Annotated in this window: 16 protein-coding genes and 4 pseudogenes; 6 read left to right on the top strand and 14 right to left on the bottom strand. The window is 63.0% G+C overall.

Annotated features, from left to right (window positions below; translation table 11 throughout):
• Positions 1–3: 3 nt before the first annotated feature.
• The 13 genes and pseudogenes from lpxB to pyrH all read right to left on the bottom strand — a co-directional run bounded on the left by lpxB (position 4) and on the right by pyrH (position 12,250).
• Positions 4–1,154: pseudogene (gene lpxB / locus CUR85_RS14370) on the bottom strand (lipid-A-disaccharide synthase).
• Positions 1,151–1,951 (bottom strand): LpxI family protein, encoded by an 801-nt coding sequence (locus CUR85_RS14365; RefSeq protein WP_067266045.1) that lies wholly within the window; start codon positions 1,949–1,951, stop codon positions 1,151–1,153. Before CUR85_RS14365 ends, lpxB begins: the two are co-directional and overlap by 4 nt.
• The gene (lpxA, locus tag CUR85_RS14360; protein WP_136720306.1) at positions 1,948–2,730 is read right to left on the bottom strand and encodes an acyl-ACP--UDP-N-acetylglucosamine O-acyltransferase; all 783 of its coding nucleotides are present in this window, start codon (positions 2,728–2,730) and stop codon (positions 1,948–1,950) included. The genes CUR85_RS14365 and lpxA overlap by 4 nt, the downstream gene beginning before the upstream one ends.
• A complete protein-coding gene (gene fabZ / locus CUR85_RS14355) occupies positions 2,727–3,197 on the bottom strand; it encodes a 3-hydroxyacyl-ACP dehydratase FabZ (RefSeq protein WP_067264885.1) in 471 nt (156 codons plus the stop codon). Before fabZ ends, lpxA begins: the two co-directional genes overlap by 4 nt.
• A gap of 81 nt (positions 3,198–3,278) precedes the next feature.
• A complete protein-coding gene (locus CUR85_RS14350) occupies positions 3,279–3,863 on the bottom strand; it encodes an OmpH/Skp family outer membrane protein (RefSeq protein WP_136720305.1) in 585 nt (194 codons plus the stop codon).
• A gap of 4 nt (positions 3,864–3,867) precedes the next feature.
• Positions 3,868–6,189, bottom strand: a complete 2,322-nt coding sequence (bamA, locus tag CUR85_RS14345; RefSeq protein ID WP_425520138.1) for an outer membrane protein assembly factor BamA — start codon at positions 6,187–6,189, stop codon at positions 3,868–3,870.
• Between the two features lie 206 nt (positions 6,190–6,395).
• Positions 6,396–6,521, bottom strand: coding sequence for a hypothetical protein (locus CUR85_RS14340; protein WP_269451576.1), 126 nt, complete (start codon positions 6,519–6,521; stop codon positions 6,396–6,398).
• A gap of 135 nt (positions 6,522–6,656) precedes the next feature.
• Positions 6,657–8,000 carry an RIP metalloprotease RseP gene (rseP, locus tag CUR85_RS14335; protein ID WP_394376093.1) on the bottom strand — a complete coding sequence of 448 codons (1,344 nt, stop codon included), beginning with the start codon at positions 7,998–8,000 and terminating at the stop codon, positions 6,657–6,659.
• 13 nt (positions 8,001–8,013) lie between these two features.
• Positions 8,014–9,188 (bottom strand): annotated as a pseudogene (gene dxr / locus CUR85_RS14330) (1-deoxy-D-xylulose-5-phosphate reductoisomerase).
• A gap of 6 nt (positions 9,189–9,194) precedes the next feature.
• Positions 9,195–9,986 (bottom strand): phosphatidate cytidylyltransferase, encoded by a 792-nt coding sequence (locus tag CUR85_RS14325; RefSeq protein ID WP_067261564.1) that lies wholly within the window; start codon positions 9,984–9,986, stop codon positions 9,195–9,197.
• 11 nt (positions 9,987–9,997) lie between these two features.
• Positions 9,998–10,735, bottom strand: coding sequence for a polyprenyl diphosphate synthase (uppS, locus tag CUR85_RS14320; RefSeq protein ID WP_067261562.1), 738 nt, complete (start codon positions 10,733–10,735; stop codon positions 9,998–10,000).
• Positions 10,736–10,783: 48 nt separating this feature from the next.
• Positions 10,784–11,350 (bottom strand): ribosome recycling factor, encoded by a 567-nt coding sequence (frr, locus tag CUR85_RS14315; protein WP_067261561.1) that lies wholly within the window; start codon positions 11,348–11,350, stop codon positions 10,784–10,786.
• Between the two features lie 174 nt (positions 11,351–11,524).
• Entirely contained in the window at positions 11,525–12,250 is a 726-nt protein-coding gene (gene pyrH, locus CUR85_RS14310) for a UMP kinase (protein WP_067261559.1), read from the bottom strand.
• Between the two features lie 132 nt (positions 12,251–12,382).
• Here pyrH and miaA point away from each other — a divergent pair.
• The 6 genes and pseudogenes from miaA to CUR85_RS14280 all read left to right on the top strand — a co-directional run bounded on the left by miaA (position 12,383) and on the right by CUR85_RS14280 (position 19,176).
• A pseudogene (gene miaA, locus CUR85_RS14305) lies at positions 12,383–13,272 on the top strand (tRNA (adenosine(37)-N6)-dimethylallyltransferase MiaA).
• A 100-nt stretch (positions 13,273–13,372) separates the two neighbouring features.
• Positions 13,373–13,852 (top strand): AraC family ligand binding domain-containing protein, encoded by a 480-nt coding sequence (locus tag CUR85_RS14300; protein ID WP_280322781.1) that lies wholly within the window; start codon positions 13,373–13,375, stop codon positions 13,850–13,852.
• Between the two features lie 50 nt (positions 13,853–13,902).
• Positions 13,903–14,223 carry a helix-turn-helix domain-containing protein gene (locus tag CUR85_RS14295; RefSeq protein ID WP_280322780.1) on the top strand — a complete coding sequence of 107 codons (321 nt, stop codon included), beginning with the start codon at positions 13,903–13,905 and terminating at the stop codon, positions 14,221–14,223.
• A gap of 233 nt (positions 14,224–14,456) precedes the next feature.
• Complete coding sequence (locus tag CUR85_RS14290; RefSeq protein WP_067261552.1) at positions 14,457–15,545, top strand: ABC transporter permease; 1,089 nt, start codon at positions 14,457–14,459, stop codon at positions 15,543–15,545.
• Between the two features lie 12 nt (positions 15,546–15,557).
• Entirely contained in the window at positions 15,558–17,024 is a 1,467-nt protein-coding gene (locus CUR85_RS14285; RefSeq protein WP_067261550.1) for an ABC transporter permease, read from the top strand.
• 62 nt (positions 17,025–17,086) lie between these two features.
• Positions 17,087–19,176 (top strand): annotated as a pseudogene (locus CUR85_RS14280) (dipeptide ABC transporter ATP-binding protein).
• Positions 19,177–19,282: 106 nt separating this feature from the next.
• Here the strand turns inward: CUR85_RS14280 and CUR85_RS14275 are convergent.
• Positions 19,283–19,810, bottom strand: coding sequence for a hypothetical protein (locus CUR85_RS14275; protein ID WP_067261547.1), 528 nt, complete (start codon positions 19,808–19,810; stop codon positions 19,283–19,285).
• Positions 19,811–19,818 lie beyond the last annotated feature (8 nt).

Genomic DNA, 19,818 nt, shown 5'->3' with positions numbered 1-19,818 from the left:
CCCTTAAAGCCGCGCCAGCACCGCCCGCGCGGCCCGCAGGCCGGGAGCCTCCCCCCCTGCCCCAAACGCGCCATCGTCAGCGCCATGGCGTCCTTCTGGGCGCCGGGCGCGCGCAGCACTTGCAAGACACCTTCGGCAATCGGGCCGGGGCGGCAGTTCGCGCCGATGAATTCCGGCACCACGCGGGTTTCCGAGACGAGGTTGACCAGCGTCACCGTATCCACCCGCAGCATCCGGCCGATGATCTGGCGGCTGATCCAATTCATGTCATAGGCGATGACCATCGGCGTGTTCACCGCGGCGAGCTCCAGCGATACGGTGCCCGAGGCCGCAAGCGCCACATCCGCTGCGCGGAAGGCGGCGCGTTTGCTGGCGGTGAAAGCCTCGACGCTTTGGTCGCGCGGGTCCAGCACCAGCGGATTGCCCGCCCAGTTGCGCGTGACCTGTTTGACCAAGGCGGCGACAGGGGCCGCCGCAGGGACGACGACGCGCAAGGACGGCTCGGCCTCGACCAATCGCGCGACGACCTGCTGGAACACCGGGGCCAGCCGCGAGACCTCCCCCCGGCGCGAACCGGGCAAGGCAAGCAGCAAGGGCGCATCGGCGAGGAGGTGTTCGGCACGGAACGACGCGGCGGCGGCGTCATCGGCCACGGGCTCGGCCACCACCGGGTGGCCGACGAAATCACAAGCCATGCCCGCCGCTTCCATATAGGGCGGCTCGAAGGGGAACAGGGCGAGGACGTGATCGACGGAACGGGCCATTTTCTCGGCCCGACCGGGGCGCCAAGCCCAGACGGTTGGGGCCACGTAATGCACTGTTCTGATGTCGGATTTCTCTTTCACCTTGCGCGCCACGCGCAGTGAGAAATCGGGGCTGTCGATGGTAATGAGCACATCTGGCTTGGTTTCAATCACCGCCTGTGCCGTCTCATTGATCCGGGCCATCAGCGCGCGGTATTTGGGCAGGATCTCCGCCAGCCCCATGACGCTGAGCTCGTCCATGTCAAAGCGGCTTTCCAGCCCCTCAGCCATCATCTGCGGGCCGCCGATGCCGTCGAATGTCACCTCGGGGCAGAGTTCTTTCAACCCGGCCATGAGCGCGCCGCCCAACCGGTCGCCCGAAGGCTCGCCTGCCAGAATGAACACCTTCATCCCGCGTCCCCCTCTCGGACCCAAAGCACCAATCCCAATTCATCGGCCAGCGCCACGCAAATGTCCCGCTCCAGCAGCATCACACCACCGGCGTTGACCACCACGCCCGCCAGCCCCGCCGCATGGGCGGCGCGCAGCGTGTCGGGGCCGATGGTCGGCAGGTCGATCTCACGGATTTGGCCAGTTTTCGGGCCTTTGCAGAGCACTGCGCGCGCGCCCTGTACCGCTTCTGGCAGGGTCGCCAACAGGTGATCCGTGCCCCCAATGGCCTCAACCCCGTAAACCTGTTCGCGCCCGATCACGCAGGCCTGCCCGATGTCCAAGCTTGCCAACCCATCAAGCACCGCCGCGCCGCGCGCCGCATCCCGGCGCATCTGATCGTCGGGCCGCTCGCGGGACAGTACACCGCTGTCGGCCAGCAGGTCCGGGACCAGTTCATCGGCCCCAACCACCCGCAGGCCGTGATCTTCGAAAATCGTCTTGATCACCTCAAGCGCGCCATTGTCGCCCGCCGCAAGGGCGGCCTTGAACTGCGGCACCAAGGGCGCCGTGCGCATGTCGAGCTTGGCAGGATCGAGCGTCGGCCGGTCGATCGCTCCGCAGAGGCACACCTCACGGATGCCAAGGCCCAGAAGATGCGCAAGCAAGCTGCCCAAAGTTTCCAACCGGAAGGTCAGATCGGCCTTCAGCCCATCGGGCGCGCAGCCCTCATAGGCGCAGACCAAAGGCGGCACGTCCTGCGCCGCCGCCACCCGCGCGGGCAGGTCGCCGCGCCCGGCGATCAGCGCAAGGCTCATTTCGGCGTCAGGAAATGGCGGCCCGTGTCGGCCATGACGAAATCGACGATCTGGCGGACGTAATCGCTTTGGGTCTCGTCCCCCAAACGCCGCGCCCGGTCGGAGAATGTCCCCTCGCCCTGCGCCAGCATCTGGAACGCGGCCCTAAGCGCCGTGATATCGCTGCGCGCCACGCCCGCGCGTTTCAGCCCAACGAGGTTCAGCCCGTCGAGATCACCGCGCGGCGCTTGCACAAGGCCGTAGGGGATCACGTCATTCGTCACCATGGTCACCGCGCCGATGATCGCACCCTGCCCGATCCGCACCCATTGATGAATGCCAGACAGCCCGCCGATGATCACATCATCTTCAAGCACGCAATGCCCGGCGACGGCGGCGTTGTTCACCACGATGACCCGATTGCCGACCACGGCGTCATGAGCGATGTGGCAGCCGGCCATGAAGAGCCCGTCATCGCCCACGCGGGTCACCCCGCCGCCACCTTCGGTGCCGCAGTTCATGGTGACATGTTCGCGGATACGGTTCCGCTCCCCGATGACCAAACGGCTGGCTTCGCCCTTGAACTTCAGATCCTGCGGAATCTCACCGATCACCGCGAAAGAGAAGATCACCGTGCCCGCGCCGACCTCGGTCCGGCCGGTGACGACGACATGGGATTTCAGCTCCACATCCGCCTTCAGCACGACCTCGGGCCCGACCACGCAGAAGGGGCCGACGCGCGCCGAAGGGTCGATCTGCGCGCCCTCTTCGATCACGGCACTGGGGTGGATATTGCTCATGCCGCGTCCTGCGGGAGATCCAACATCGCCATGAACTCGGCCTCGGCGGCCATTTCACCCTCAACAGTGGCCACGCCGCCGAATTTCCAGATCTTCGCACCCGGCTTGCCGCGCAGGGTCTTGAGGTCCATCCGCAGCACATCGCCGGGGCCAACCTTGCGGCGGAACTTACATTTATCGATGGACATGAAATAGATCAGCATGTCGCGGTCCTGCATGCCAAGGGCCGTGCCCACCATCACACCCGCAGTCTGGGCCATTGCCTCCACAATCGTCACGCCCGGCATGATCGGCGTGCCGGGGAAATGGCCCTGAAAATGCGGCTCGTTCATGGTGACGTTCTTATAGCCGACAGCACTCTCGGTGCCCGCGATCTCTTCGACCTTGTCGACCAGCAAAAAGGGATAGCGGTGCGGCAGGATGCGCTGGATCATTTGGATATCGGCGCGCAGCAGCTCTTCGGTCATGGACTGTCCTTTGTCTCAGAAGGTTGCTGAAGGGCTACCAATTCGGGCGGCTGGGGGCAAGCATCCCGGCAGCTGCGCCGCTTACTCGGCGTCCGTCAGCCCGCTGCCGATCGTCTCGTCCAAAAGCGCAATCGCCTCATCCGTAACCTCAATCGCGGAGGACGAGACAAAGACCCGCCGCCGCTCCAGAATGACCGCTGCGTCGGAATTGCGCATCAACTGCTCAAGCACCGGGGCCGCAGCGGCCAGAAACCGCTCGCGCTCAAGGTCCAGCGCCTCGCTCAGCGCCCGGTTCTTCGCCGCCTGCTCTGCCCTTGTGCGCTGCACCTTTTCGTCAAAAGCATCGGCCAAAAGCCGGAACTGCGCCGGTTTCAGCTGAGAGCGCTTTTCGGTGAGTTCGCGTTCCTCCGCCTCAAGCGCCGCTTCAATCTCGCGGTTCTCGGCGGCAAGTTCCTCGCTCTGGGCTTCGATCTCGCGGCTGACGCGCTGGCCAAAGGCACTGTCGCGGAACAGGCGTTCGGAATCGATGGTCAGCACCGGGCTGATCACGCCGCCCCGCGCCGGGGCGGGCGTGTTTGTCTGAGGGTCTGCCAAGGGCCCCTGCTGCGCAAGGCCGGGGGCGGCCCCGGCCAGCATCATCACCAAGGGGATGAAGGCGCGGCGCATGGGCTTAGAACGTGGTCCGCAGGGTGACCTCAAAGCTCTGCTCTTTGTCAAAGCTCTCTTTCTTCAGCGCGTCGGAGACGTTGAACTGAAGCGGGCCAAGCGGCGTGTCCCAGAAGACCGAGAGGCCGATCACATGGCGGAACGAACCGCTTTCGCCGACGATGGTGCCGCCGCTGGTGTCGACATCGCTCAGGTCCCACAGGTTGCCCACGTCATAGAAGACGCCGCCGGTGATGCCATATTCCTCAGGCAGACCCAGTGGGAACTCCGCCTCGAAACGGGCCACGGCAAATAGGTTGCCGCCAAGCGCGTCGTCCACCCCGTTGCTCTGGTCGCGCGGCCCGATGCCGCCGGGCTCAAAGCCGCGCATGATGGATGGGCCAAGGATGAACCGGTCCACCGCGCGGTTGGTGCCGCTGTTCCAAGACAGCGCACCACCTTCGAGCGTGGCACGCAGGGTGACTTCCTCGTTAAAGATGCGCTTTTCGCCCGCGATCTTGGCCGTGGTCTTGATATATTCGTTGTCCCCGCCCAGCCCGGCGAAATCCTGCCCGAACTCGAACAGAACGCCCTGCGTCGGGTCCAGCCCGCTGCGACGGGTGTCATAGGTATAGGTGTACCCGATGGAGGAGGAGAAAAGCGCGCCCTCTGCGATTTCACTCGCGATGGTGGCGCTGTTGTCTTCGTCATCCCGCTCCAGCATCTCGATCCCTTCGAGAGTATAGCGCGTCGACAGACGGCCATTCTCGCTGACCGGGAAGGTCAGGCTGGGCTGGAACACCAGACGTTCGGTGTCATAGCTGGTGTAGGAGGAATTGGTCTCGGCATAGTCCAGCTTGAGGCCAAGCGCCACGTCGCGGCCAAGGAAGCGCGGCTCGACAAAGGTCACGCCATAGCGGGTGGCATCCTCGGCGGTGGAGATCGACAGGTTTAGCCGCTGCCCGCGCCCGAGGAAGTTTTCCTCTTGGAAGCTGACCGCCACACCGAAACCGTCGTTGTTCGAGAAGGAACCGCCGAAGTTCAGCGAGCCTGTGGGCTTCTCTTCCACATCCACGTCGATCACGACCTGTTCGGGGCTGGAACCTTGGCGGGCGTTGACCTCTGCGGTCTCGAAATACTGCAACGCGCGGATGCGTTCTGCTGCTTGGCGGATTTCGCGTGGGTTGAAGGGGTCACCCTCCACGCTGTCGAACTCGCGCCGGATCACACGGTCGAGCGTGGTGGTGTTGCCTTCGATGTCGATCCGCTCAACAAAGATGCGCTCCCCACGGGAGAGTTTGTAGGTCACGTTGAGCGACAGGTCGCGGTCATTGCGGTCGATCACCGGCTCGACGCGCAGAAAATCGACGCCATCGCGGATCGCTTGGCGCTCGATCCGGGCAATGTCATTCTCAATCAAGGTCGGGGAATAGATCACGCCGCGGCGGATCTTGAGCAGGTCGCGATAGGCCGCCGCATTCAGGCCGGGCACTTCGGATTCCAGCTTCACCTCGCCGAAACGGAACTGCTGCCCCTCGGTGATGTTATAGGCCACAAAGACGCCATCACGCTCTTCGGTCAACTCGGCATTCACCGCCTCGGTGCGCATGTCGACATAGCCGCGCGACAGGTAGAAATCCCGCAGCAACTGTTTGTCAGCCTCGACGCGGCCTTCGACATAGGTGTCGCGCTTGACCAAACGGCGGAACAGACCGGCCTGTTTGGTGCCCAGAACGCGGCGCAGGCGACGGTCGGAATAGACGCGGTTGCCGACAAAGCTCAGACGCTCGATCTCGACATTGTCGCCTTCGAAAATCTCGAACACCAGATCGACGCGGTTCTGGTCGCGGCGGATGATGCGCGGCTGCACGCGGGCCGACAGGCGCCCCTCGTTGCTATAAGCCTCGGCAATGGCGGCGGCGTCTTGCTCGGCTTGGCTGGGGTTGAACACCCGCCGTTCGGTCGAGCCGATGAGTTCGGCCAGCATCTCATCCTTGATGCGGCGGTTGCCCTCAAAGCTGACGCGGTTCAGCGTCGGCAGTTCGACCACCGTGATCACCAGCGTGCCGCCCTGCGGCTCAAGTGAGACGGATTCGAACAGACCCGAGTTTTGCAGGTTCTGATAGGCGTCGTTCAACTGACCGCCCGTCACCGCCTGCCCACGTCCGATGCCCGCGCGGCGCAGGATGGCGCTATCGCCAATCCGCTCATTGCCGTCGATGACAACCGTGTTGAACTGATATTGCTGTGCCTGCGCTTGGCTGCCGGGCACGAGCCACGCGACGGACAACATGACACAAAGCGATGCCCCCGAAGGGTCTTGCCGACATTGCTGCGCTGCGCCCATTCGACGGGCATTCTGCCCTCGTTCCTCAGTCCCATTACACCGACCCGTTTTTTTACGACATTGTTGTCAACCTGACTACGCAGGTTAACGGGGTTTGTCAAAAGCAACGGCGTGAAAAATAGTCCATATCATGCGGCAGCTTGGGCCGGAATGACATCATGAGCCGATAACGTGCAAATGCGCCCGTTCGGGGTGCGGGGCGGCTGTCAGAGAGAGGCGACAAAAGCCCCGGCGGAAAGCGCCGCGGCAATGGCCGCACCAAAGAACGCACGGTCCCAGTTCAGGTCCAAAAGCAGGCTCAGGCCGCGGTATGTTCCTTGCAAGACGTGCATCTTCGGTTCCTTCTTGATGACGGGGAACCATAGCCAAGGATTGCGGCACGATTTTGTTCAATTGTGGCCATTTGAAGGCATTGCGCCCTGCCCCGAGGGGCAAGGCAGGACTGTCTTTCGCTATCGTTGCGCCGCTTAGGGGCAGAACAGATCGTTGCCGAGCGCAAAGAGCATCAGGGTCAGCACCAAGGCGATGCCAATGCTCATCAAAAAGCGCAGCGCGCCGTCGCTGGGCGGTTTGCCGGTCACCGCCTCATAGGCGTAGAACACCAGATGCCCACCGTCCAAAGCCGGGATCGGGAAGAGGTTCAGCAGGCCGACCGCCGTGCTCAGCACCGCGATGAAATAGATGAAGGACTGCGCCCCTTGGCTCGCCATCGCGCCCGAGGTCTGGGCGATGCCCACCGGGCCGCTGAGGTTGCAGGTGCTGATATTGCCGACGATCATCTCACGCAGGCCCGAGATCGAGCCGGTGATGATGCGCCAAGTGTTGTCTAGGCCTGTACCAAGCGCCTCACCCACGCCGGGGGTATCGGTCGCAGGCACGAAGGCCATGCCGCCGACGATGCCGATGCGCAGGTTCTGTTTGAAACTGCCATCGGGCTGCGGCTCATCCGTGGCTTTGGGGACAAGAGTGAAAGGCAAGCTCTCGCCATCGCGCCAGACGGTCAACTCCTGCGGGGCCCCTTTGGAGGCTTCGACCACCTCTTTCAATTCCCCAAAGGCCACGATCTCTTGCCCATTCACCGCGGTGATCACATCGCCGCTGCGCAGACCGGCCTCTTGCGCCGCCGATTGCGGGGCGACATTGCTGACCAGCGGAGGCATCAGATAGGGGCCGGGCACGGTCAGCTCTTCGCCATCGCGGGTGATGTCATAGCTCAGAACCGCTTCCTGCGGCAGGTTGGTCAGGAAATCGCCATAGCCTTCCCCGGCAGAGAGCGAGGGCACCGGGGTGCCTTCGACCGCGCGCAGAATATCGCCCGGAGCCAACTCATAGGCATCACTCGGCAGCGCGCGCAGCTCGCCCACGGTCAGCGGATCACGGGCGGTGCCCGCCGTCATCGCCACGGCGAAGAAGATGATAATCGACAGGGCAAAGTTGAACACCGGCCCCGCCGCCACGGTCAGCGCGCGGGCATAGAGCGGCGCGCCGTGCATCGTGTGGCGCAGCGCCTCGGGGTCGTCGGCGAGCGCTTCCATCGCGGTCTCATCCTTGCCTGAGGCCGCGTTGGAGTCGCCTGCGAATTTCACATAGCCGCCAAAGGGCAGCAGCGCGAACTGCCAGCGCGTGCCGCGTTTGTCGACGCGGGAGAAAAGCACCGGGCCAAAGCCGAGACTGAAGACATCCGCCTTGATCCCGGTCCAACGGCCAACGATGTAATGGCCGTATTCGTGGATCGCCACGATCACCGACAGCGCCACGACAAAGGCCAGTATCGTCCAGATCAGCCCGCCGAACTCCGGCAAAAATCCCATGATGTCCAACGTGCTACCCTGCCTTTTTCTGAATTGCGGCCTCTGCCGCCTTGCGTGCGAGATGGTCTGCCTGCGCCACCAGTTCAAGTGTCATGTCGTCGCGGCCCTGCGCGGCCTCTTCGGCGCGGCGCTCCAGCACCTCTTCGACGATCTCGGCCATCTGCGTGAAGCGCAGCCGCCCGTCGATGAAACCATCAAGCGCCACTTCCTTGGCCGCGTTAAAAACCGCGCCCATCAGACCGCCCGCCGCCATGACGTCCCGCGCCAGCCGTAGCGCAGGCCAGCGGGCGTCATCGGGGGCGGTGAAATCGAAACGCCCGATCTTGGTCAGGTCCAACCGCTCGACCGGGAGATGCCCGCGCGCGGGTGGTGCAGCGCATAGCCGATGGCATGGCGCATATCCGCGGGGCCGACATGGGCCATCAAGCCACCGTCGCAGAAACCTACCAGCGCATGGATCATCGACTGCGGATGCACCAGCACCTCGATCGCCTCGGGCGAGACGCCGAAAAACTCACGCGTTTCAATGACTTCCATCGCCTTGTTAAACATCGAAGCCGAGTCGATGGTGATGCGCTGCCCCATGTCCCAATTAGGATGGCTTGAGGCTTGGTCGAGCGTCGCATGGGGCAGGTCTTCGAGCGGCCAATCGCGAAACGCGCCGCCGCTGGCGGTGATGATGACACGCTCAACCGCGGCCATGTCTTCGCCGACCAGCGCCTGAAATACGGCGGAATGTTCACTGTCGACGGGCAGGATCGTGGCACCGTGGCGCGCGGCCTCTCCCATGATCAGCGCCCCGGCGCAGACCAGCGATTCCTTGTTGGCCAGGGCCAGCGTGCCACCTTGGCACAGCGCCGCCAGCCCCGGTGCCAGCCCCGCCGCCCCGATGATCGCCGACATGGTCCAATCCGCCGGGCGCGATGCGGCCTCGGTGATCGCCTCGGCCCCCGCAGCGGCTTCGACACCGCTGCCGCTGAGCGCGTCGCGCAGATCATCTAGCAGGTCTTCGCGGGCGGTGACGGCCACATCGGCCTTGAGCGCAATGGCATCCTTGGCCAATTGCGCGATATTGCCCGCGCCGGTCAGGGCCACGACCTCATAGGCGTCGGGCGCGCGGCGGATCAGGTCAATCGTGTTCTGACCGATGGACCCGGTCGCCCCCAGTATCGAAATCTTGCGCGGCATAGCGGGTCAGTTCACACCCGGCGGGAAACCGATCAGCGGCCCGACGATCAGCAAGAAAACGGCAGCGCCGAGCATCCCGTCAAAACGGTCCAACAGACCGCCATGGCCGGGGATCAGCGCCGAGCTGTCTTTGACGCCCATCTTCCGCTTCATGCCCGACTCTGCCATATCGCCCATCTGAGAGGCCATCGACAGCGCCACCGAGATGCCAACGAGTTGCAGGCCAAAGCCCGTGTTGAACGAGAAAATCAGCCCGACAACAGCCGCCCCGACCCAGCCCGAGGCGGTGCCAGACCATGTTTTCTTGGGGCTGACCTTGGGCCAGAATTTGGGCCCGCCGATGGCGCGGCCTGCGAAATAGCCCACCACATCGGTCACCACGACCACCAGCACCAGCCACATTAGCCAGCCAAAGCCCATGTCATCGCGCAGCTGGATCAGGCCAAAGCCCGCCAGCAGGATCAGCGCGGTAAAACTCATGTAAAGCGTGCGATTGGCGCTCAATAGTGCGAAGCCCGCCAGCGCCGGAGCCAGCAAAAGCGGCAGGCCAAAGCCCACCGGCAGATAGACCGAGGCCAGCACCGCCGCTGCGGTCACCAGCCCCAATTGCCAAGCCGCCGCTTGCCCCTGCCCGCGCAGCATGCCGACCAATTCCCAGACCATCATGCCGCAGATCAGCGCCACCAGCAGATGAAATACGGTGCCGCCCAGCCAGATGCCCAAAAGACCGATCAGGATCATCGCGCTGGCCGACAGCATGCGGGCGCGTAGGTCGGACCATTGTTCAGGTGATTTCATCGCAGCTCTCCTCAGGTCTTGACCGCACCGAACCGCCTGTCGCGCCCGCCATAGGCGGCGCAGAGCCGGGCGAATTCCTCGCGGGTGAAATCCGGCCACAGCGTGTCGATGAACTCATATTCCGCATAGGCCGATTGCCACAGCAGAAAGTTCGAAATCCGCGCCTCGCCGCTGGTGCGGATCACCAAATCGGGGTCGGGCAGCACATGGGTATCGAGGTAGCGCGGCAGGGTCTCTTCGTCCACGCTGTCGGGGTCGAGCTTGCCGCTGGCGACATCTTGGGCCAAGCGATGCGTGGCGCGAGCCACCTCATCGCGGCCGCCATAATTGAGCGCGATCGTCAGATTGATGCGGGTGTTATGGGCGGTATGGGCCTCAAGCTCTCCCATGAGCTTGATCAGCTTGTCATCCAGCCGGTCGCGATCCCCAATGAACCGCACCCGCGCGCCATAGTCGCTGAGGCTGCGCATTTCTTTGGAAATATAGCGCCGGAACAAGGACATAAGCCCCGCCACTTCGACCTGCGTACGCTTCCAATTCTCGGTCGAGAAGGCAAAGATCGTCAGATACTCCACCCCCACGTCGGGGCAGCATTCGACGATCTCGCGCACGCGTTTGGCCCCGGCGTGATGCCCAAAAAGCCGGGGCCGCCCGCGTTGGGTGGCCCAACGGCCATTGCCGTCCATGATGATCGCCACATGGCGTGGCCCGCCGGGTATCGTTTGGGGCTGAATTTCGGCGGTGCTCATGTCTCGACCTTTTTCTTTCAAGTTCTGTTTCCCTGCGTCTTGGCGGGGTCAGACTTGCATGATTTCGGCCTGTTTCGTCTCAAGCTGTTCATCGATGAGCGTGATGAAACGGTTGGTCAGATCCTGCACTTCGCCTTCCCAGATTTTCTGGTCGTCCTCGGACATGGCGCCGTCGTTCTTGGCTTTCTTGATCTGGTCCATCCCGTCGCGGCGGATGTTGCGGATCGAGACGCGCGCGTGTTCGGCATATTGGCCCGCGACCTTGGTCAACTGAGTCCGGCGCTCTTCGTTCAGTTCGGGGATCGGCAGCATGATGATGGTGCCATTGAGCTGCGGATTGATGCCCAGACCGCTTTCGCGAATGGCCTTCTCAACCTTGCCGACGAGCCCCTTGTCCCAGACGTTGATCGTGACCATACGCGGCTCTGGCACGTTGACGGTGCCGACTTGGTTCACCGGGGTCATCTGGCCATAAGCCTCGACCATCACCGGCTCCAGCATAGAGGCCGAGCCACGCCCCGTGCGCAGCGATGCGAACTCGGTCCGAAGCGACGCAATCGCGCCGTTCATCCGCCGTTCAAGATCATCGGTATCGAGCATAAATTCGTCTGACATGGCGAGCCTGCTTGTTGTTTCCTTGCGTTACGGCTTTCTAACGGTGGCGCGGCGCTTTCACAACTGCCCATTGTTGCGCCACCATACGCGCCCCGCGCCCCTGTTGTGAGAGACGCGGGCAGCATCAGGTCAATCGCCCCGCCGTGGGGCGATGCCTTGGAATGCGGGCCGGATTTATCCGACGCGGGTATAGGTGCCCTGCCCCGCCAAGATACCTTGGAAGCCGCCCGGCTCATCCAGCGAGAAGACGATGATCGGCAGGTTGTTGTCTCGCGCCAACGCGATGGCAGAGGCGTCCATCACGCCGAGCCGCTTTTGCAGCACGTCGTCATAGCTCACCAGATCATAGCGTTTCGCATCGTCGAACTTGGCCGGGTCTTTGTCATAAACACCGTCGACCTTGGTGCCCTTGAAGATCGCCTCGCAGGACATCTCATTGGCGCGCAGGGTCGCGGCGGTGTCGGTGGTGAAATAGGGGTTGCCGGTGCCCGCGGCAAAGATGCAGACCCGCTTCTTCTCAAGGTGGCGCACGGCGCGGCGGCGAATATAGGGCTCGGCCACTTCGTTCATGGTGATCGCGCTGATCACGCGGGTGTGGATGCCCAAACCTTCGAGCGCCGATTGCATCGCCAGCGCGTTCATCACGGTGGCGAGCATCCCCATGTAGTCCGCCGTGGTCCGCTCCATCCCCTGCGCCGAGCCTTGCAGCCCGCGGAAGATGTTGCCGCCGCCGATCACCATGCAGATCTCAACGCCGAGGCTGTGCACCGATTGCACCTCACGGGCGATGCGTTCGACGGTTGGCGGATGCAGACCATAGCCGAGGTCACCCATCAGCGCCTCCCCGGAAATCTTTAGCATCACGCGGTTAAAGGAGACTTGGGGGGTGTCTTGGGACATCGGGCACACCTTACTATTTCACCAACCGGGGGGGAGATTTAAACCTTGCGGCGGTGAAGGGTTTTCATTTCGCGCCAAAATGTCGCAAATACGCCCAAGGTTCAATGCGGGACGTAAGGAAGACGCAAAGAAATGCCGGATATTCCCAAGGCCCAGATGGACGCCCTGTTGCAAGGCTTGCCGCCCGAACGGCCGGTGTTGATCGCCGGGCCGACCGCCAGTGGCAAATCCGCCCTTGCCCTCGCCATTGCCGAGGCGCAGGGCGGTGTGATCGTCAACGCCGATGCCAGTCAAGTCTACGCCCCCTGCGCATCATCAGCGCCCGCCCCTCGCCCGAGGAAGAGGCCCGCGCGCCGCATCTGCTCTATGGTCATCTGGCCGAAGACGCGCCCTATTCCACCGGCCATTGGCTGCGCGAAGTGGCTCCGCTGCTGGGCGGCGATCAGCGGGTGATCATCACCGGGGGCACCGGGCTTTACTTCTCTGCCCTGACGCAGGGGCTGGCCGAGATTCCGGCCACCCCGGTAGAGGTGCGCGCCCAAGGCGACGAGATGGCACTCGAAGACCTGTTGGCCGGGCTGGATGCCGAGACCGCCGCAGGCCTCGACCAACGCAACCGCGCGCGGGTGCAGCGCGCTTGGGAAGTGTGGCAGGCCACCGGGCGCGGCCTGTCGGACTGGCAGCGCGACACCGGCGCGCCGCTTTTGCCGCTGGCGGATTGTCTGCCAATCGTCTTCGATGTCGAACGGGATTGGCTGAACGCCCGCATCGCACGACGCTTTGACCTGATGCTCGAGCAAGGCGCCTTGGAAGAGGTCGCCGCCCTTCGCCCGCGCTATGACCCATCCCTGCCCGCCCATCGCGCCATCGGCGTGCCGGAACTGATCCGCCACCTCGACGGCGACTGGCCGCTGCACCGCGCCCGCGAGGCTGCTGTGGTCGCCACCCGCCGTTTCGCCAAGCGGCAGCGCACTTGGATGCGCAGTAAGATGGCAGATTGGCAGCGGGTGACGCCAGAATAGCCGCCGAGCGGGCGGAATCTCTTGCGTTATCCCAACCCTCCGCTAGCCTGACGTTGGAGATTGCCCATGTAAGGTTTCCATTTCTCAACGAAAGCGCCGTGTGCCCGAGACAGAAGTTCAGACCCAGTCCTTGGCCCAGCTTTCAGCGGGGCAAGACTGGCGGCTGACCCTCGCCCATGACCGCGACCACCATCTTTTGATCTGGATCACCCGGGGCCAAGGGCGGCTGCTGCTCGACGGCCAACGCCGCGGCATCAGCCCGCATAATGCGCTTTGGATACCGGCGCGGTCGCTCTTCGCGCTGGAGCTGGGCTATCAATGTCTGGGCCATGCGGTGCTGATCCCCAAAGACAGTGACGAAAGCCTGCCCGAGACCCCGCGCCAATTGCGCATCCGCGATGGGGCCGCGCAATCGGAGATCGCAACCCTCATCGAACAGACCCAGCGGGAGGTCCAACAGGCCCGCCCCCTGCACCAAGATGCGCTCAAAGCGCAGGTGGCGCTGATGTCGGTCTGGCTGCGCCGCCAGATCATGGCAGAGGCCCATACCGCCCCCGGCCCAAGGCAGGCGACAGGCTGAGCGCGCGCTTCTGCGCCTTGGTCACTCAAGGCGCCCCCAAGGGCACCAGCATGGCCGAACACGCCGCAGCTCTCGGCGTGACCCCAACCCATCTGACCCGCGCCGTGAAGGCGGCCACCGGCAAATCCGCCGCTGACCTTCTGACCGAACGCAGTTGCCATGCCGCCCGTCGCCTGCTGGCCGAGACCGATCACACCGCTGCCGAGATCGCCGCCACCTTGGGCTTCGGCTCTGCCGCCTATTTCACCCGTTTCATGCAACAGCACAGCGGCCTACCCCCAGCAAACTGCGCTGAGAGCCGGGCCGAAATGTCGCTTTCAGACCCTCAGCATGTCGCAAAAACTCAACCAAACTCCTCAGCCGAATGTTGACGCGCGACCAATTTCCGTGCCTCATGGCTGAACCGCTCCGCAAAGGGGCGGGGCAATGAAAAAGCGCAGGCTGCCAGAAAGACCGCCAAAAGGTCTTCGGCACCCGGCGCCACAAGGCAGAGAAAACCTGCCACGCACAGAACCGGCGCCCCCAAGGCGCCGCACGAATTAAAAAGGCCAAAAGGCCGCATCGTCGGGCCAAGTCACCGCCCGACCCTGCTACAGGGGACCACATGGGACTATTCATTTTGCGCCGGCTGGGTGTGATGTTGCTGACGGCGCTTTGCCTGACGTTCATCGTGTTCTGGCTGACCAATCTCTATCCGAACCTTGAAAAACTCGCCAAGACCCAAGGCAACTTCCGCATGTCGGACGAAGCCGTGGCCAGCTACCTCGAAGACCGCGGCTACCTGCAGCCCACGGTCGACAAATTCGGCGAATGGCTGGGCGTGCTGCCCGGCTGGGTCACCGAAGGCGAGACGCCCGAGGAAACCTTTGGCCGCTGTTTCGCCCCCGGCACCCCGGTGGAGGACCGCCCCACCCGCTGCGGCATCCTGCAAGGCGATTGGGGATTCTCGACCGTCTTCAAAGAACCTGTGGGCGAGACCGTGCTCACCCGTCTGGCACTTACCGGCAAGCTGATGTTCTGGGTGCTGGTGCTGATGGTCCCCTCGGCGCTGATCGTGGGCGTGCTGGCGGGGATGCGCGAAGGCTCCAAGCTCGACCGCTCGCTCTCCACCTTCTCCATCGCCACCACGGCGACGCCGGAATATGTCTCGGGGGTGATCTTCATTGCGGTGCTCGCCTCCTCGCGCTTTGGCCTATCGCCGCTGCTGGCCGAATGGGGCTGGATCGACAGCAAGACACTGTTTCTGGGCTCGGCCACCTCTGCCATGAAGGATGCGAACTTCTGGAACTTCTTCCTCCCGGTGCTGACCATCTCGCTCTACGGCATGGGCTATATCGCGCGAATGACGCGGGCCTCGATGACCGAGGTGATGACCGCGCAATATATCCGCACCGCGCGGCTCAAGGGCGTGAAATTCTCAGAGATCGTGCTGAAACACGCGCTGCGCAACGCGCTCATTGCGCCCTTCACCGTGATCATGCTGCAAATCCCGTGGCTCTTGAATGGCGTGGTGATCGTCGAGACCCTGTTCAACTACAAGGGCTTCGGCTGGCTGCTGGTGCAGGCCGCGGCCAATAACGACATCGAACTGCTGCTGGCGGTGTCGGTCGTGTCTGTGATCGTCGTCCTCGTGACGCAGCTGATCTCGGACATCGGCTATGTCTTCCTCAACCCGCGCATTCGCATTTCTTAAGGGAGCTTGGACATGGAACCTTTGACATGGACCGGCTCACTTGCGGGGCTCAACATCATCTTCCTCGGGCTCGCGGTGCTTCTGGCCTTGGCCGTGGCGGTGCAGATCGTCGTTTCCTTCTTTCCCGCCAGTGAGGCACGCCAGATCAACCCGGACGGCACCGTCGCCCGGCAAGGCGGGCTGGCGGGCGGGGTGAACCGTGCGGTGATCCTGCTTTTTGCGCTGCTGATCCTCGTGCTGCTGATCTATATCATCGCAGGCGCCTTCATGGGGCCGCAGGCGGGCATCATCGGCGGCATGTCGCAGCAGATGCTGCCCGTGTGGATCGCGCTGATCCTGACCTTTGCGCTTTCTATCCACTTCAAGCGGCGGCTCGGCCTTTACGGTAAGCTTTTCGACAGCACCGTCGGCATGATCGGTTTCGCCATCGTCATGTTCTGGGTCTACACCGGCATCTTCGGCGGGCTGTTCGACCTGTTGGTGACGCACGATAGCCTCAGCCAGACTTCGGGGATGAAGAACAAACTGCCCGGCACGCCCCTGCGCAGCCCGGATGAAGGCGAATACCCTTGGTTCCTTTTGGGCGGTGACAACCTAGCCCGCGATGTCTTTTCCCGGCTGATTAAAGGGTCTTGGGTCGTGGTGCAGATCGCGCCGATGGCAACGCTTTTCGCCTTTATGGTGGGGATCACGCTGGGCCTGCCTGCGGGATACTATGGCGGGCGGTTGGATACGGTGCTGAGCTTTCTGGCAAACCTGATCCTCGCCTTCCCGGTGATCCTGCTCTTCTACCTGCTGGTCACGCCCGAGATCGTGCTGACCGGCATCCCGAACTACATGGCGGTGTTCCTATTCATCTTCCCGCTGATCTTCCTCGCCGTGCTGTTGAACGCGCGCTACTACACGCAACCTTCGTTCCGCACGCCGCTTCTGATCGTGGTGCTGGGGGTAGTCGGCTGGCTCTACCTGTCGCTGGTCTCCACCGACGGGGCAATCGTGGCGACGGACAGCTACCGTATCCCCGGCCTGCCCGGCATGATCGATCTCTTCGACATCGACCCCGGCGTGCTGGTGGTCTTTGTCTCGGTGGTCTTCGTGAACTCGCCCACGGTGTTCCGCATCGTGCGCGGCTTGGCGCTCGACATCAAAACCCGCGACTATGTGGCCGCCGCCCAGACCCGTGGCGAAGGCCCGTGGTATATCATGCTATGGGAAATCCTGCCCAATGCGCGCGGGCCGCTAATCGTCGATTTCTGCCTGCGCATCGGCTATACCACGATCCTTCTGGGCACGCTGGGCTTCTTTGGCCTCGGGCTGGAGAGCGAGAGCCCCGATTGGGGCAGCACGATCAACGCGGGCCGCCGCCTGCTGTCGCTCTACCCGCATGCCGCTATTGCGCCTGCGCTGGCGCTGCTGAGCCTCGTGCTGGGTCTGAACCTCTTGGCCGATGGCCTGCGCGAAGAATCTCTGCGCGACTAAGAAACATCCTCCGGGGGGCCAGCCCTCCCGGCCCCTTTTGATCCCCCGACTGGGAGAGCCAAATGCCAAAGACTGATTACGACGGTCCCATTCTTGAGATCAACAACCTGTCGATCTCCTTCTTCACCCGCCTGCGAGAGATTCCCGCCGTGATGGATTTCTCCGTCAACGTCCAACCGGGGGAGGCCGTGGGGCTGGTGGGCGAAAGTGGCTGCGGCAAATCTACCGTGGCGCTGGGCGTGATGCAGGATCTGGGTCGCAATGGCCGGATCGTAGGCGGCTCCATCAAATTCAAAGGCCGCAACCTGAGCGAGATGAGCACAGAGGAACTGCGCGACATTCGCGGCAGCGAGATCGCGATGATCTACCAAGAACCGATGGCCAGCCTGAACCCCGCCATGCGGATCGGCAAACAGCTGATGGAAGTGCCGATGATCCATGCCGGCATGTCCGAGAAGGAAGCCTATGCCCGGGCGCTTCAAGTGGTCACGGACGTGAAGCTGCCGGACCCCGAACGCATCCTGAAGGCCTATCCGCACCAGCTTTCGGGCGGGCAGCAGCAGCGTATCGTCATCGCCATGGCGCTGATGTCAGAACCCTCGCTCTTGATCCTCGACGAGCCAACAACCGCGCTCGACGTGACCGTCGAGGCGGCGGTGGTGGAACTGGTGAAGGATTTGGGCAAGAAATACGGCACTTCGATGCTGTTCATCTCGCACAACCTCGGGCTGGTGCTGGAAACCTGCGACCGTATTTGCGTGATGTACTCGGGCGAGGCGGTCGAGAAGGGCTCGATCGAGGATGTCTTTGACGAGATGCAGCATCCCTATACGCAGGCGCTGTTCCGCTCAATCCCGCTGCCGGGGCGGACAAGAACGCGCGGCCCCTGAAGGCCATCCCGGGCAATTTCCCCCTGCCCCACGAACGCCCGCCGGGCTGTAACTTCGGCCCGCGCTGCGACTATTTCGTCCCCGGCCGCTGCGACGCCGCGCCGATCCCGATGGAGAGCGTGCCCGGCAACGACCGGCATGAGACCCGCTGCATTCGGTTTCAAGAGATCGACTGGCAAGCGCCCTTGGAGCTGGCCGAGGTCAAGGAAAAGAGCGATGTCGGCGAGGTCGTCCTCAAGATGGACAAGCTCAAGAAATACTACCAAGTCGCGGCCAATGCCATGTTCGGCGGCGGCAATACCAAAGTGGTCAAAGCCAATGAAACCCTCAGCTTCGAGGCCCATGAAAGCGAAACCCTCGCCATCGTGGGCGAGTCGGGCTGCGGCAAGTCCACATTCGCCAAGGTGCTGATGGGGCTAGAGACAGCGACCGAGGGGCATATCTACCTCGACGGGCAGGACATCGGCGGCGTGCCGATTGATGACCGCACGACCAAGAACGTGGCCGATGTGCAGATGGTGTTTCAAAACCCCTTCGACACGCTCAACCCTTCGATGACCGTGGGGCGGCAGATCATCCGCGCCTTGGAGATTTTCCGCATCGGCAAGAATGAGAAAGAGCGCCGCCAGCGTATGCTGGAACTGCTCGATCTGGTGAAACTCCCCCGCGAATTCGCAGGCCGGATGCCGCGCCAACTCTCGGGCGGGCAAAAACAACGCGTCGGCATCGCCCGCGCCTTTGCCGGGGATGCGCGGATCGTGGTGGCGGATGAGCCGGTCTCGGCCCTTGATGTGAGCGTGCAGGCCGCCGTCACCGACCTGCTGATGGAAATCCAGCGCGAGCAGAAGACGACGCTTTTGTTCATCTCCCACGACCTTTCGATCGTGCGCTATCTCTCGGACCGGGTGATGGTGATGTATCTGGGCCATGTGGTCGAACTGGGCGACACCGATCAGGTCTTCGCCCCGCCCTATCACCCCTATACCGAAGCGCTGCTGAGCGCGGTGCCGATTGCCGATACCAAGGTGAAAAAGAAACACATCGTACTCGAAGGCGACGTGCCCTCGGCAATGAACCCGCCTCCGGGCTGCCCCTTCCAGACGCGCTGCCGGTGGAAGTCGCAGGTGCCGGGTGATCTTTGCGAACGCGAGGTGCCGCCGATGGTGACCATGGCCGATGGCCATCAGATCAAATGCCACCTCACCGCCCAGCAATTCGCCGAGATGGAGCCGGTGATTGAGACAGGCACGGCGGCGGAATGAAAAAAGGCGCGGTTCCGAAGAACCACGCCTCATGCCTCAGGCTATCTAAGGGGGAACGGCCTGAGGTTATGGCGATCCGGCCAACACGGCCAAATCAAACCCGGATTTAGGGATCAACAGGCGAACCGGCAGTGTTCACATTGGCCAAACCTTCGGCGACAACGTCAGCGAAGGTCGAGACGAGCGCCACGTAGAACTCAGTCTCGGACGGCTGCACGTTGACATAGCCTTCGGGCGCGATCTCATCGCCGCTATAGGCCGAAATCATGACCGGGAAGCTCAGGCCCGCGTTGTCGCCGGTGGGGCTTGTGATATCAACAACGCCTTCCAACTCGTTGAATTCCTTGCTTTCGGGCAGCATTGTCGCGCCGTTCAGAGAGATTTTGCGGATGTCGATCTTGATCTGCGGATCGGAGCCATCGCTGCTCATCGGCACGCGCTCTGCCACTTCGGCGCGCAGGTCTTCTTCCAGATCAGGATAGAAATCCATGGCATTGCTGTCAGCCGCGGCGGCGACAGAGGATTCGACGTCGATTTTCGAGACCATGATCTTGTCATCAGCGAAGGCAGAGCCGCTCAGCGCGATAACGCTTACACCAGCGGCAAGGGCGATGTTTTTCATATTCGTCAGCATGTCGTTCT

Origin of the sequence: Sulfitobacter faviae, assembly GCF_029870955.1 — a bacterium.
Classification (GTDB): Bacteria; Pseudomonadota; Alphaproteobacteria; order Rhodobacterales; family Rhodobacteraceae; genus Sulfitobacter; species Sulfitobacter faviae.
This window is presented reverse-complemented; position numbering and strand designations above follow the sequence as displayed.